At 62.7% G+C, this 13678-nt stretch carries 11 protein-coding genes; 7 read left to right on the forward strand and 4 right to left on the reverse strand.

Annotated features, from left to right (window positions below; all coding sequences use genetic code 11):
• Positions 1 to 143 precede the first annotated feature (143 nt).
• The 3 genes from ACS4RR_RS07535 (at position 144) to ACS4RR_RS07545 (ending at position 4785) form a co-directional block, all read left to right on the forward strand.
• Positions 144 to 1055, forward strand: a complete 912-nt coding sequence (locus ACS4RR_RS07535) for an NAD(P)-dependent oxidoreductase (protein ID WP_162117937.1) — start codon at positions 144 to 146, stop codon at positions 1053 to 1055.
• The gene (locus tag ACS4RR_RS07540; protein ID WP_260109290.1) at positions 1052 to 2836 is read left to right on the forward strand and encodes an IlvD/Edd family dehydratase; all 1785 of its coding nucleotides are present in this window, start codon (positions 1052 to 1054) and stop codon (positions 2834 to 2836) included. Before ACS4RR_RS07535 ends, ACS4RR_RS07540 begins: the two co-directional genes overlap by 4 nt.
• A 131-nt stretch (positions 2837 to 2967) precedes the next feature.
• A complete protein-coding gene (locus tag ACS4RR_RS07545) occupies positions 2968 to 4785 on the forward strand; it encodes a putative bifunctional diguanylate cyclase/phosphodiesterase (RefSeq protein WP_260109289.1) in 1818 nt (605 codons plus the stop codon).
• Here the strand turns inward: ACS4RR_RS07545 and ACS4RR_RS07550 are convergent.
• Positions 4735 to 5022 (reverse strand): hypothetical protein, encoded by a 288-nt coding sequence (locus ACS4RR_RS07550; protein WP_456189917.1) that lies wholly within the window; start codon positions 5020 to 5022, stop codon positions 4735 to 4737. The two genes, ACS4RR_RS07545 and ACS4RR_RS07550, sit on opposite strands and share 51 nt — an antisense overlap.
• 144 nt (positions 5023 to 5166) lie before the next feature.
• Here ACS4RR_RS07550 and ACS4RR_RS07555 point away from each other — a divergent pair, with 144 nt between their 5' ends.
• Entirely contained in the window at positions 5167 to 6015 is an 849-nt protein-coding gene (locus tag ACS4RR_RS07555; protein WP_260109287.1) for a GNAT family N-acetyltransferase, read from the forward strand.
• 3 nt (positions 6016 to 6018) lie between these two features.
• On the opposite strand, the gene ACS4RR_RS07560 is transcribed toward ACS4RR_RS07555, so the two are convergent.
• Entirely contained in the window at positions 6019 to 6936 is a 918-nt protein-coding gene (locus tag ACS4RR_RS07560; RefSeq protein WP_260109286.1) for a DMT family transporter, read from the reverse strand.
• 191 nt (positions 6937 to 7127) lie between these two features.
• Between ACS4RR_RS07560 and ACS4RR_RS07565 the strand changes: the two genes are divergently transcribed.
• Together ACS4RR_RS07565 and ACS4RR_RS07570 are read left to right on the forward strand one after the other, a co-directional pair.
• Positions 7128 to 8426: an adenylosuccinate synthase gene (locus tag ACS4RR_RS07565; protein WP_456189918.1), complete on the forward strand. Its 1299-nt coding sequence runs from the start codon at positions 7128 to 7130 to the stop codon at positions 8424 to 8426.
• A 60-nt stretch (positions 8427 to 8486) separates the two neighbouring features.
• Positions 8487 to 11036 (forward strand): hypothetical protein, encoded by a 2550-nt coding sequence (locus ACS4RR_RS07570; protein ID WP_456189919.1) that lies wholly within the window; start codon positions 8487 to 8489, stop codon positions 11034 to 11036.
• Between the two features lie 86 nt (positions 11037 to 11122).
• On the opposite strand, the gene rpoH is transcribed toward ACS4RR_RS07570, so the two are convergent.
• Entirely contained in the window at positions 11123 to 12031 is a 909-nt protein-coding gene (gene rpoH / locus ACS4RR_RS07575; protein WP_003542378.1) for an RNA polymerase sigma factor RpoH, read from the reverse strand.
• A gap of 189 nt (positions 12032 to 12220) precedes the next feature.
• On the reverse strand, positions 12221 to 13246 hold the full coding sequence (locus ACS4RR_RS07580) for an RluA family pseudouridine synthase (RefSeq protein ID WP_260109284.1): 1026 nt from the start codon (positions 13244 to 13246) through the stop codon (positions 12221 to 12223).
• A gap of 42 nt (positions 13247 to 13288) precedes the next feature.
• Between ACS4RR_RS07580 and ACS4RR_RS07585 the strand changes: the two genes are divergently transcribed.
• Positions 13289 to 13675, forward strand: coding sequence for a hypothetical protein (locus tag ACS4RR_RS07585; protein WP_017965853.1), 387 nt, complete (start codon positions 13289 to 13291; stop codon positions 13673 to 13675).
• Positions 13676 to 13678 lie beyond the last annotated feature (3 nt).

A 13678-nucleotide genomic window follows, 5' to 3' on the forward strand; every position in this document is an offset into this window, starting at 1 on the left:
ATGAAGCCGACAAGTACGCGCGGTTTTCGGACGACACCACCCACATCTAAGGACACACCACAAAAATGCGTTACGTCCGTCAAAACGGTTTGCAACGGTGGGCGAGCGGACTATCAAAGACGGACAACAGTTGGGAGGACTGAATGACAGGTTCGGGGAAAGCTCATGACGGCAGGCGGATCGCCTTTCTCGGCACCGGCCTGATGGGGGCGCCGATGGCTCGCCGGCTGCTTGGCGGGGGCTTTTCCGTCACCGTCTGGAATCGCGATCCCGGCAAAGCCGAAGCGCTTGCGGGAGACGGCGCGGTCTGCACGGAAACACCGGCGGATGCCGTTTCAGGCGCCGATGTCGTCATCACCATGCTGACCAACGCCGAGGCGGTGAAGGACGTGTTGTTCGACCGCGGCGCGGCCGATGCGATGACGCCTGGTGCTACCGTCATCGACATGAGTTCGATTGCCCCGCATTTCGCCCGTGACCATTCGGCGAGGCTTGCCGAGCGCGGCGTCGATCACGTCGATGCGCCGGTATCCGGCGGCGTCGTCGGGGCTGAAGCCGGTACGCTCGCCATCATGGCGGGTGGCGACGAGGACGTCATCGACCGGCTTGCGGATATCTTTGCGCCGATGGGGCGGGTGACCCGCGTCGGCCCGAGCGGTGCGGGCCAGCTCGCCAAGCTCGCCAACCAGCAGATCGTTGCGGTGACGATCGGAGCCGTCGCCGAAGCGATGATGCTGATCGAAGCTGGCGGCGGCTCGCCGGCGGCCTTCCGGGACGCCATTCGTGGCGGCTTTGCCGAGAGCCGAATCCTCGAACTGCACGGCAAGCGCATGGTCGAACGGCAATTTACCCCAGGCGGTTCGTCCAGCAACCAGCTGAAGGATCTGAACGCCGCCATGGAAGCGGCCAAGACCCTGTCGCTGACGCTGCCGCTGACGGCGGCGGTGCATGCCGAATTCAGCGAATTCGTCGCCAATGGCAATGGCGAAAAGGATCACAGTGGCTTGCTCCTCCATCTTGAAAAGAAGAATGCCAGGCCGGGAGAAAAACAGTGACGAACAGCCATTCGCCGAAGCGGCGCCTGCGTTCGCAGGACTGGTTTGACAATCCCGATCATATCGACATGGCAGCGCTCTATCTTGAGCGCTTCATGAATTACGGCATCACGCCGGAAGAGCTGCGCTCCGGCAAGCCGGTCATCGGGATTGCCCAGAGCGGCAGCGATCTCACGCCTTGCAACAGAGTGCATGTCGAACTTGCCAAGCGGGTGCGCGACGGCATCCGCGATGCCGGCGGCGTTCCGATCGAGTTTCCGACGCATCCGATCTTTGAGAACTGCAAGCGTCCGACGGCCGCACTCGACCGCAATCTCGCCTATCTCGGCCTCGTCGAGATCCTCTACGGCTATCCGCTCGACGGTGTCGTGCTGACCACCGGCTGCGACAAGACCACGCCTTCAGCGATCATGGCGGCTTCGACGGTCGATATTCCGGCGATCGTGCTCTCCGGAGGGCCGATGCTCGACGGTTGGCACGAGGGGGAACTGGCGGGCTCCGGGACGGTGATCTGGCGGATGCGGCGGAAATATGCGGCAGGCGAGATCGATCGGGAAGAGTTTCTTCAAGCGGCACTCGATTCTGCGCCTTCCGTCGGCCACTGCAATACGATGGGCACCGCTTCGACGATGAATGCGCTGGCCGAGGCGCTCGGCCTTTCGCTGACCGGCTGTGGCGCCATTCCCGCCGCTTACCGCGAGCGCGGCCAGATGGCCTACCGCACCGGACGGCGTGCTGTCGAGATCGTGTTCGAGGATCTGAAGCCGTCGGATATCCTGACGCGCGAGGCTTTCCTGAATGCCATCCGCACCAATTCGGCGATCGGCGGCTCGACCAACGCGCAGCCGCATCTGGCTGCGATGGCGAAGCACGCCGGCGTCGAACTCCATCCCGACGACTGGCAGGTGCATGGTTTCGACATTCCGCTGCTGGCCAACGTCCAGCCGGCGGGCGCCTATCTCGGCGAGCGCTTCCATCGCGCCGGCGGCACGCCGGCGATCATGTGGGAGCTGCTGCAGGCCGGAAAGCTCGACGGCAACTGTCGCACGGTGACGGGCAGGACGATGGCCGAGAACCTGGAAGGCAAGGAAGCACGCGACCGCGAGGTCATCAAGCCGTTCGCCGAGCCGCTGAAGGAGCGGGCGGGCTTCCTCGTTCTCAAAGGCAATCTCTTCGATTTTGCGATCATGAAGATGAGTGTGGTCTCGGAGGATTTCCGCCGGCGCTACCTTGACGAACCAGGGCGCGAAGGCGTTTTCGAGGGAAGGGCGGTGGTCTTCGACGGTTCGGAGGACTATCACAAGCGCATCAACGATCCCCAACTCGGCATCGACGAAAATACCATCCTCGTCATCCGGGGCGCCGGGCCGATCGGCTGGCCGGGTTCGGCTGAGGTCGTCAACATGCAGCCTCCGGATCATCTCCTGAAGCGCGGCATCCGCAGCCTGCCGACGATCGGCGATGGCCGCCAATCGGGCACGGCGGACAGTCCCTCGATCCTCAACGCCTCGCCGGAAAGCGCCGCCGGCGGCGGCCTCGCCTGGCTTCGTACCGGCGATATCATCCGCATCGACTTCAACCATGGGCGCTGCGACATGCTGGTCGATGACACCGAGATCGAACGGCGCAAGGGCGATGGCATCCCGCCGGTGCCTGCGGATGCGACGCCATGGCAGCAGATCTATCGCCGTTCGGTTACGCAATTGTCGGACGGCGCGGTGCTGGAGGGAGCGACGGAATTCCGCCAGATCGCACAAAAACCGCCGCGGCACAACCACTGATCTTGAAGCTGCCGCAGACTGCAAGTCCTTTGATCCGAAATGGGAAAGTCGTAACCAACAGTTCACCTAGTCATTAGTTCGGTGGTCAAGACAAGGCTTCATTAATGCCGGCTTGAGACCATATTGCCGTTATGCAAGCTTCCAAGGCTGGGACCGCGTTGCCAGAGAACAAAGCCACTCGATCCGAACACGAGTTTCAGGATCTTCTGCGTCGGCTCGAACTCGCTCTCGATGCATCCCGGATCGGTGTCTGGGAGCATAGCATCGAGCAGGGCGGGATCTTGTGGGATGCGCAGATGCATCGTCTCTACGAGACCGGCGAGACCTGCCGGTTGGTGCCGGCATCGCTTTGGTCGAATGCCATCCATCCAGATGATCTCGAGCGGGCCGAACGCGACTTCGAGCAGGCGATCGCGACGCGCGGCGCCTATGACTCACAATTCCGGATCGTATTGCCCAGCGGCGAAATCCGCCATTTGCGTTCGCGCGCGCATTTCTATGTCGATGCGGAAGGTCTGCCATCCTTCATCGGCGCCGAATGGGATGTGACGGCCGACGTACTGCTCAACGGGGAACTGGCGCGGCAGAAGGTGGTGGCCGAGGCGAGGGCGCTGGCGCTCGAGGAAAGCAATGCGCGCATCGAGCATGTCGCCGATCACGACTATCTCACCGGCCTGCCGAACCGGCGCCTTCTCGACAAGCGGCTGGCGGAACTGCCGGCCGACAAGAGCATCACCGCGCTTGCGGTCCTGCATCTCGACCTCGACCAGTTCAAGCAGATCAACGACAGCCACGGTCATGCCGCAGGCGATGTTGTTCTCAGGGCGGCAGCCCTTCGCATCATCGCTGCCATTCCTGTAAATGGCACGGTTGCCCGCGTTGGCGGCGATGAGTTCGTCATCGTGCTGGTCAATTTCACCGATCTCACCGAGCTGAAGCTGATCACCGAGGATCTCCAGCGCCGGCTGCGGAAGAAGATCCGCTTCGGCCAAGAGATGCTGCAATCCGGCGCCTCGATCGGCGTTTCCTGGAGCGGCGATCGGCGGGCGCGCAACCTGCTTGCCGAATCCGATCTGGCGCTCTACCAGGCCAAGAAGCTCGGGCGGAACCGCGTCGAATTCTTCACGCGGCAACTGCAGGAGGATCTGCGCTCCAAGCGCCGCCTCGCCGAAGAGCTGAAGCTTGGACTGGAGCGCGGCGAGATCGTTCCCTATTATCAGCTGCAGCTCGACGCCCGGACGCGGGAAGTCATCGGCTTCGAGGCGCTGGCGCGCTGGAAACATCCCGAGAAGGGCGTGCTTGCCCCGGGGATATTCCTGAAGATCGCCGATGAGCTCGGACTTGCGGCGGAGATCGACGCGGCGATCCTGAAAAGCGTTCTCGAAGACCGGCTGTTCTGGCTGTTGCGCGGCCTTGCGGTACCGCGCATCGCCGTCAATATCTCGGCGTCGCGCCTTGCCGATCCGACGCTGCTGGACAAGCTGAGGAGACTCGCCATTCCGCCCGGTGCGATCGTCTTCGAACTGGTCGAGACGATTTTCCTCGACGACAGCGACCAAAAACTGCTCGATCAGATCGGCGATATCAAACAGATGGGCATCGATATCGAGATCGACGACTTCGGATCGGGCCATGCCTCGCTCATCGGTCTCGTCAAGCTGCGGCCGAAGCGGCTGAAGATCGACCGGCAGCTCGTCACCGAAGTTGTCAGCTCTGCCGAGCAGCGGCGCGTCGTGGGTTCGATCGTGGAAATCGCCAAGGCACTCGATGTCGAGGTGATCGCCGAGGGCATCGAGACCGCGGCGCATGCCGTCGTGCTGGCGCAGCTCGGCTGCGACGGCCTGCAGGGCTATGCCTTCGGTCATCCCGCACCGGCGGCCGAGACAGACCGTCTTTTCTCATCGATGACGAGCGGGATCGAAAAGCAGAAGGCCGCGATGGGCGGCTGAACGGCCGGTGATCCGTCCGCTGGCGACCATTGTCGCCGTCGGTTTCAACAGCGCCTTTGCCGCGTCGCGGAACTGATTTCGGCCGAAATGCTTTCCTCGCCTTTCAAATTGGCAGGCAGTGTCTTTTCGGCGCGGCGTTTTATCTGCATCGGCAGGAAGATAATTGGCGCGCAAGTAATTTTCTTGAGCTTGCAACGGCATTGTTTCATGGTAATGCGGAAACGAAGCTTTCTGCATTGCATCGAAAAATGATTATACGCGTCGTCAAGTCCATGAGCGCGGCTCTCCATCATTCGCAGGTGCAATCGGGGAGCTGGGACCTGACAATTGCTTTGCCATTGCCGGGATGGACTTGCGGGACATTCAATCTAGGAAAATCGCATGAATTCGGAATTTGCCGTTCGTTCGATGCGGCCCGGCGAACTGGAACTCGTGCTCGAATGGGCGCGTCAGGAGGGTTGGAACCCGGGCCTCGACGATTCGCTTGCATTCCTCGATGCCGATCCGTCAGGATTTTTCGTCGGCGCTATCGGCGAAGTCCCCGTCGGGTCGATCTCGGTCGTCAAATATGGCGAGAGTTTCGCCTTCCTGGGCCTCTACATCGTCCATCCCGATTTCCGCGGCAAAGGCTACGGCAAGGCGATCTGGCAGGCGGGCATTGCCAGCGCGGGAGACCGCACGATCGGTCTCGACGGCGTCGCCGCACAGCAGGACAACTACCGCAAGGCCGGCTTCGAACCGGCCTACTCCACAATTCGCTACGGCGGGGTCGCCAACACCTTGCCTGTCTCGACGCTTGTCGCGCAGCCGGTGCTGGATTCACGCCTCGAAGGCCTGCAGCGATATGATTCGGCGATCTTTCCGCAGCCGCGGGATGCCTTTCTCGCTGCCTGGTGCACCGCCCGCAAGGGCCGTCGTTCGGCGGTGGTGCGCAAGAGCCACAAGATCCGCGGTTACGGCACCATCCGCCGCTGCTACGATGGCTACAAGATCGGCCCACTCTTTGCCAACGATGCCGATAGCGCTGCCGCGCTGCTTGCCGAATTGATCCCCGAGGCGAAGGGGGCCGCGGTCTTCATCGATATTCCCACGGCGAACCACGAGGCAGTCGCGCTTGCCGAAGGGCTCGGTCTTCAACCGGTGTTCGAGACGACACGCATGTATCGCGGGCCGGCGCCGGCTATCCCGCTGAAGCACGTCTTCGGCGTGACGACGCTGGAACTCGGTTAGGCTCTAGTCCACGGGTGAGGCGGGCACGGTTTGTGCCGAAGCTTTCGGCCGGCCCTTTTCGGCGATCGCGATGCCGCCTAAGGTCAGCACCAGCGCGATCACATGGAACGACTGCAGCTGCTCGCCGATCAGCGCGACGGAGAGCAGCGTTCCGAACACCGGCACGAGATTGATGAACAGGCCGGCCCGGTTGGCACCGATTGCCACCACGCCCTTGATATAAAGGATCTGCGCCACTAGTGACGGGAAGATCGCCGTGTAGAGAGTGATGACCCAGCCGGCCTGGTCCGGCCACTGCGCCCCGCCACGGCCGGCCTCCCAAAGGAGCAGCGGCAGCGAGGTGAGCATGGCGCCAAGCGCTGGGACCGCCATCAGCGTGCGCCAGTCCAGCGGCGGCTTCCAGCGCAGGAAGATCGTGTAGACCGAATAGGCGGCAATGGCGATCAGCATCAGCCCGTCGCCGCGGTTGAGGCCTAGTTGCAGCAGCGTTGAGAGGTCACCATGTGCGGCGGTCAAAGCGACGCCGATTAGCGTCATGCCGAAGCCGAGACATTGCGCCAGCGAAATGCCGGTACGGAAGAACATGAAATTCAGCAGGAAGATCAGCATCGGGATGCCGGCCTGCTCGATGGCGACGTTGATCGCAGTCGTATATTGCACGGCCGAGTAAAGCATGGCGTTGAAAAGGGTGTAGCCGATGACGCCGTAGAAGAGGAGCAGCGGAAGGTTCTTCCTGACCACCGGCCAGTCCTTGCGCAGTTGCGGTACTGAAATCACGGCGATCACCGCCACAGCGAGGAACCAGCGCAGGAAGGTCAGCATCATCGGGCTGATATGCCCGAGCGCGAGTTTGCCGGCGACGGAGTTACCACCCCAGCAGAGGGTGGCGATAACGAGGCAGATATAGGCCGTGGCTTGCAAGAGCGTTCTTCCCGTCTTTCCGCGATCGCCGTGCGGCGTTTTGTGACGGGAAATAGCCTGTCGGCTGCTGATTTGTCACGTAAAAAGCCCAATCTGCTGTGACAACAGGGTCGCTTTCCAAAAAACAAAGCTTTATAGATGCGCGGGTTTGAGCAGGTGCGCGGTTCCGCGCCGGTAACAGGAAGAGTTGGATGACGAACGTAGTCGTGGTCGGTTCGCAGTGGGGTGACGAAGGCAAGGGCAAGATTGTCGACTGGCTTTCGGAGCGTGCGGATATTGTCGTGCGCTATCAGGGCGGACACAATGCCGGCCATACGCTCGTCATCGACGGCACCAACTATAAGCTCTCGCTCTTGCCGTCCGGCGTCGTGCGCCCGGGCAAGATGGCCGTCATTGGCAACGGTGTCGTCGTCGATCCGCATGCGCTGATCGCCGAGATCGGCCGGCTGGAGGCGCAGGGCGTGACGGTTACGCCTGACAATCTGCGCATTGCAGACAATGCGACGCTCATTCTTTCGCTGCACCGCGAGCTCGACGCGATGCGCGAGGATGCGGCGTCGAACAGCGGCACCAAAATCGGCACGACACGCCGCGGCATCGGTCCGGCCTATGAAGACAAGGTCGGCCGCCGCGCCATCCGCGTCATGGATCTTGCCGATCTCGATAGTCTTTCCGGCAAGGTCGACCGTATTCTGACGCATCACAATGCGCTTCGCCGCGGCCTCGGCGTTGCCGAAGTCAGCCACCAGGCGATCATGGACGAACTGACCTCGGTCGCCGATCGGGTGCTGCCCTTCCGTGATACGGTCTGGCTCTTCCTCGACAAGGAGCGTCGCAAGGGCTCCCGCATCCTGTTCGAAGGCGCGCAGGGCACTCTGCTCGACATCGATCACGGCACTTATCCTTTCGTGACGTCGTCGAACACGGTGGCCGGTCAGGCCGCTGCCGGTTCAGGCATGGGACCCGGCTCGCTCGGCTATATCCTCGGCATCACCAAGGCCTATACGACGCGCGTCGGCGAAGGCCCGTTCCCGACCGAGCTGAAGGACGCGATCGGTGAATTCCTTGGCGAAAAAGGTCATGAATTCGGCGTGGTGACCGGACGCAAGCGGCGCTGCGGCTGGTTCGACGCCGCACTGGTGCGCCAATCCATCGCCACCAACGGCATCACGGGCATCGCGCTCACCAAGCTCGACGTGCTCGACGGTCTCGAGGAATTGAAGATCTGCGTCGGCTATATGCTCGACGGCGAACAGATTGATCATCTTCCGGCAAGCCAGGGAGCGCAAGCTAGGGTCGAACCGATCTACATTACGCTGGAAGGGTGGAAGGAATCGACCGTCGGCGCCCGCAGTTGGGCGGATCTGCCGGCACAGGCGATCAAATATGTTCGCCAGGTCGAAGAGCTGATCGGGGCGCCCGTCGCGCTCCTGTCCACCAGCCCGGAGCGGGATGACACCATACTTGTGACCGATCCGTTTGAGGATTAAGCTCACGGGTCACTGTGGAGGATGGTTCGGTAGAGTGCCGGACTTCTTGAGAAAGTACTAATGGCGGATTTTATTGCAGTCATTCGGCGGGCCGTCGACGGCCTGGCTGAAAATACCCCTGAGATGCGGGTGAAAGTCTACGAACGTGCCCGCGGCGCAGTGCAGCGGCAGCTCGAGAACATGAAGCCGCGTCCGCCGGAAGCCATGCTGCAACGCCAGCTCGAAAAGCTCGAGGCCGCCATCCGCGAAGTGGAAGGCGAACACTCCGAGGCTTTGCCGCTCGATGCGCCGCTTGCGGACGTCACCGCGCCGGAATCCTTCGAAGAACAAGCGGTTCACGACGAAAGCGAACCGGCGTCGACGCCGGAGACGGCTGTCGAGGAGCCGGTCTACGAAGCCTATGCGGAACCGCGGGCGGCCGAGGCCGCCGACGAGCCCCATCACGTGGAAGCCGCCGCGCCAGAGGAAGCTGACGAAGAGGTCGCTGCCGAGGAGCCCCTTTCCGCGGAAGAACCTGGTCCCGCCGAAATCCCTGTTGCCGCCGAGACAGCGATTTTGCCGGAGACATCCGGTGCCGCCGAGACATACTGGCACCCCTCGCATGAGGAGGAAGCGCCGGCCGAGGAATGGCATGCCAGTGAGGCGCGCGACGTCGCTGCCGAAGATGTGCCCGCCGGATATGACGGCTGGGAGGCGCCTGCCGAGCATCGCAGCGAGCAAGCCGACGAAGACCGTGGTGATGAGCATCATCCCGTGGAAGCCGAAGAGATCGCGGCCGAACCGGCGGCGGCGGAAAGCGGGGGACCGGAGGCCGAGGAGGCTTACGAGCCCGTTGAGCCGTTGCAGCCGATCACCCGCGGCATAGACCATGCATCCAACCGGCTGGTGGAGCCGGTCGCCGATTTCGATCGTCCGCAGGAATTTGTCGAGCACAGCCGCGAGGAGCCGTTGCAGGGCGCCGCGGCGGCGCATTTCGACCCCGTCTGGACCGAACCCGTTGCCGAAACGCCGGCCCCGGCGCCCAAGGATGCGGAGACCGAATGGGCGGAAGAGGAACTCAGGCAATATTCGGAGACGGCGCCGGCACCGATTACGGCCGATGCCTCGGCGCGCGCTTTCGAGGAGGTGATATCGAGCCTCGAAAAAGTGGCACCCGCGGCCGTCATGCCGGCCGCCAAGGAAAGTTTTTCCTGGGAGACGGCTGCGTTCGACGATCTGCCGCCGATCGAGGCAGGCAGCAATAAGAAGACGCCGGTCGCCTCGCATTTCGACGATGTCGATATCTTCGCGGAAGTGCACAACGGCAAGCCGGCGCCTGCTGGCGGCGCGCCGAGCGAGGCCTGGCGAGAGGCGAAGGCGCTGCGCGGCTACGACCGCCGCGGATCGGTCGCCGCTGACGACGATGACGCCGATCCGGCAATGGATATTGATCAGATTGTTGCCTCCAAGCTGCAGGGCAAGAGCTTTCGTATCGAGCCGAAGCGCCGCCGCTTCGGCATCGGCACCGTGATCACGCTCATCTTCGCACTCATCCTGATCGGTGGCGGCGGCTATGCCGGCTGGACGAACAGGGAGGCGCTGGTGGCGATGGTCGACGGGCTCGTCAGCTCGGCACCGTCCCAGGCGACCAGGAACGAGGCGGCAACGCCGCCGGATCGCTCGGCGACGCCTGCTCAGCCCGGCGCGGTGACGCCAGCCCAGCCAAGCGCGGTGACGCCAGCCCAGCCGACCACACCAGGAGCGCAGAATACCCCAGCGACGCCGGCGCAGCCGAACCCGAACCCGAACCCGCAGGTAGCGTCAATGAACAATGACGGCGCTGCGGCCAATTCGAAATTCACCCAACGGCTGCTGACCGACGGGACCGAGGTCGACAGCGGACCGGCAACGGTACCGGGAACACCGACCGCGGAAGGAAAATCGGTCGCCGAACAGAATGTCGCGGCAGCAGATACGCCGCCTGCCAGCGCGCAGGGCGATGCGGCACCCGCCGAAACGCGGACGCCGAACGGCCCGGTGGCATCGCCGCAGCAGACCGCGCCCGTCGGTTCGTCGCAAAAGATGTTTCTCTATGAGGAACGCATCGGCCAGAGCTCGCCGACGGCGATCGAGGGATCGGTCGTCTGGAGCGTGCAGCACGAGGCCGGTCAGGACGGCCGGCAGGAGGCGACAGTGCAGGGCAACGTTACCGTACCCGAGCGCAATCTCTCGGCGCTCGTCACCTTCAAACGCAATTCCGATCCGTCGCTCCCGGCAAGCCATCTGGTCGAGATCGTCTTCTCGGTGCCGCCGAATTTCGAAGGCGGCAGCATCGAAAGCGTCCAGCGCATCTCGATGAAGCGCACGGAACAGGATCGCGGCGATGCGCTGATTGCGGTTCCGGCCAAGATCACCGACGATTTCCACATGATCGCGCTCAACGACTATCCCGATGCGCGCAAGGCCAATCTCGACCTGATGTCGACCCGCAATTGGATCGATATTCCGATTACCTACCGCAACGGCCGCCGCGCGCTGCTGACGATGGAGAAGGGCGGTACGGGGACGGACGCCTTCAATACCGCGATCAAGGAATGGACCGCACTCGGGGATGTCTCGACGAGCCAGTGATGGCTTTTCCCGGGTGCAGCAGAGATCAATGAAAAGAAAAGGCGAGCCGCAAGGCCCGCCTTCGTCAATTCTATCATGTTGCAGGTTTATGCCGTGGCTTCGACGACCCGGACGGCCTTGGCGCGTTCCAGGGCTTCCTTGCGCACGGCGTCCTGCACCTTTTCGAAGGCGCGAACCTCGATCTGTCGGACGCGTTCGCGGCTGATGTCGAACTCGGTCGAAAGGTCTTCCAGGGTCACCGGATCCTCGGCGAGGCGGCGAGCCTCGAAGATGCGGCGTTCACGCTCGTTCAGCACGCTCATCGCTTTCGCCAGCATGCGCCGGCGAGTGTCGAGTTCGTCCTGTTCGATCAGCACGTCTTCCTGGCTGTCATGGTCGTCCACCAGCCAATCCTGCCACTGGCCGCCGTCACCTTCGGCTGCCTTGATCGGCGCGTTCAGCGAGGCGTCGCCGGAGAGGCGGCGGTTCATCGAAATGACCTCCTCCTCCGAGACGTTCAGCTTGGTGGCGATCTCCGAGACGTGCTCCGGCTTCAGATCGCCGTCATCAATTGCCTGGATGCGTCCCTTCAGCCGGCGCAGATTGAAGAACAGACGCTTCTGGTTGGCAGTCGTGCCCATCTTCACCAGCGACCACGAGCGCAGGATATATTCCTGGATCGAGGCCTTGATCCACCACATGGCATAGGTGGCGAGGCGGAAGCCGCGCTCGGCATCGAACTTCTTGACGGCCTGCATCAGGCCGACATTACCCTCGGAGACGACTTCGCCGATCGGCAGGCCATAGCCGCGATAACCCATCGCAATCTTCGCGACGAGGCGAAGATGGCTGGTGACCAGCTTGTGGGCAGCGTCGCGGTCGCCATGCTCGGCATAACGCTTTGCGAGCATGTATTCCTGCTGCGGCTCCAGCATCGGGAACTTGCGGATTTCGTCGAGGTAACGGTTGAGACCGGCTTCGCCGGCGGTGATGGACGGCAAGGTATTTCGGGCCATAGTGCACCCTCCTAAAGTGAATTCCGGTTCCCGATGGAAACGCATCCTCGCGTTAAAAAAGGCAAACCGGGGCGTGCGGCTCTCTCCGAGCCCGCACTAAGTCAATATATAGATAAGTGTGGCGAAACAGCGGTTCAAGATGCCGCTCATGCAGGTGTGAGGCGGGCAGGCGACATTTCGGAGCCGCCTTTATTGGCGCAGCGCCTCGATCAGTTCGACCATATCATCCGGCAGCGGCACTTCGAAATGCATGATTTCGCCGGTGCGGGGATGCTCGAACTGCAGCATGAAGGCGTGCAACGCCTGGCGGCCAAAACCGTTGACGATCTTGCGGATCTCTTCCGGCAGGAGATTGGCCTTGGTCTTGAAGCCGGCGCCGTAAACCGTGTCGCCGAGCAGCGGATGGCCGATATGGGCCATGTGGACACGGATCTGGTGGGTGCGGCCGGTTTCGAGGCGGCACTCGACCAGCGAGGCGAACGCGGTTGCGTCCGGCTTCTCATGGAAGCGCTCGATCACCTGGTAGTGCGTGATCGCCTCGTCGGCGTCCTGACTGTCGGGGCGCTTGACGGCGCGGCGCGTGCGGTCACCGGTGGCGCGGCCGAGCGGGGCGTCGACCGTGCCCGACAGCGTGCGGGGCCGGCCCCAGACGATTGCCTGATAGGCCCGCTCCAGCGGCATGGTGCGGCCATGGTCGGCAAATTGCAGCGACAGGTGACGATGAGCGATGTCGTTCTTGGCGACGACCATGACGCCTGTCGTGTCCTTGTCAAGACGGTGGACGATGCCGGGGCGGCGTACGCCGCCGATACCGGAGAGCGTATCGCTGCAATGGTGGATCAGCGCGTTGACCAGTGTCCCCGTCCAGTTACCGGCGCCGGGATGGACGACGAGACCGGAAGGCTTGGAGATGACGATGACATCGTCGTCCTCATGGAGGATATCGAGCGGGATGTCCTCGCCCTGCGGTGTCGGGTCTTCCGGCTCGGGCAGCGTGAGTTCGAAATTGTCGCCGGTGCGCACCTTGCGCTGCGGGTCGGTAACGGGTTCGCCGCGCAGAAAAACCTGGCCGTCCTTGATCAACGACTTGATGCGGCTGCGCGAAAATTCCTCGCCGACTTGCGCCGTCAGCCAGGCGTCCAACCTGCCTTCGGCAGTTTCATCGGCGGTCAGGACTTTTCTATTGCCGGCTGCTTGTTTAAAGGGGTCGCTCAAGACGCTTCTTCTCCGACGTATTTTTTAGAACGGGATGCACAGATGACAGCAATCGAGCCAGACGACCAGGAAGAGAAGCCCCTTGATCCGGCGATGGAAAGTGTCCGGCGCAAGATGGTCCGCCTGCAGATCGTTTCCGGCGCCATCATGTTCGTGAGCCTTATGGCGGTCTTCGGCGCGGTTGTCTACAAGGTGATGCACAGCGAACCGAAGGAGACGGCGTCCGCTGTTGCCGCCTCCGGCGTACCCTCGGATGCGCCGCTTGCGGCGACCGTTTCCCTGCCGCTCGGCTTCAAGGTGCAGTCCACCTCGTTTTCATCAGGGCAGATCCTGTTCTACGGCGAAACGGCCGAGGGCAAGAGCAAGGCGCTGGTTTACGATCTCAGGACCGGCCGGACGGTTGCCGACGTCACTGTCGCGGGCAATTGAAAC

Source organism: Rhizobium zaerense (assembly GCF_051810725.1).
Taxonomy (GTDB): Bacteria; Pseudomonadota; Alphaproteobacteria; order Rhizobiales; family Rhizobiaceae; genus Rhizobium; species Rhizobium leguminosarum_I.

Excerpts from the sequence above, each read along its gene's own strand:
- ACS4RR_RS07550 (WP_456189917.1), bottom strand. The coding sequence starts at position 5,022 with ATGCAGAAAGCTTCGTTTCCGCATTACCATGAAACAATGCCGTTGCAA.
- ACS4RR_RS07535 (WP_162117937.1), top strand. The coding sequence starts at position 144 with ATGACAGGTTCGGGGAAAGCTCATGACGGCAGGCGGATCGCCTTTCTC.
- ACS4RR_RS07565 (WP_456189918.1), top strand. The coding sequence starts at position 7,128 with ATGACGAACGTAGTCGTGGTCGGTTCGCAGTGGGGTGACGAAGGCAAG.
- rpoH (WP_003542378.1), bottom strand. The coding sequence starts at position 12,031 with ATGGCCCGAAATACCTTGCCGTCCATCACCGCCGGCGAAGCCGGTCTC.
- ACS4RR_RS07555 (WP_260109287.1), top strand. The coding sequence starts at position 5,167 with ATGAATTCGGAATTTGCCGTTCGTTCGATGCGGCCCGGCGAACTGGAA.
- ACS4RR_RS07585 (WP_017965853.1), top strand. The coding sequence starts at position 13,289 with ATGACAGCAATCGAGCCAGACGACCAGGAAGAGAAGCCCCTTGATCCG.
- ACS4RR_RS07545 (WP_260109289.1), top strand. The coding sequence starts at position 2,968 with ATGCAAGCTTCCAAGGCTGGGACCGCGTTGCCAGAGAACAAAGCCACT.
- ACS4RR_RS07570 (WP_456189919.1), top strand. The coding sequence starts at position 8,487 with ATGGCGGATTTTATTGCAGTCATTCGGCGGGCCGTCGACGGCCTGGCT.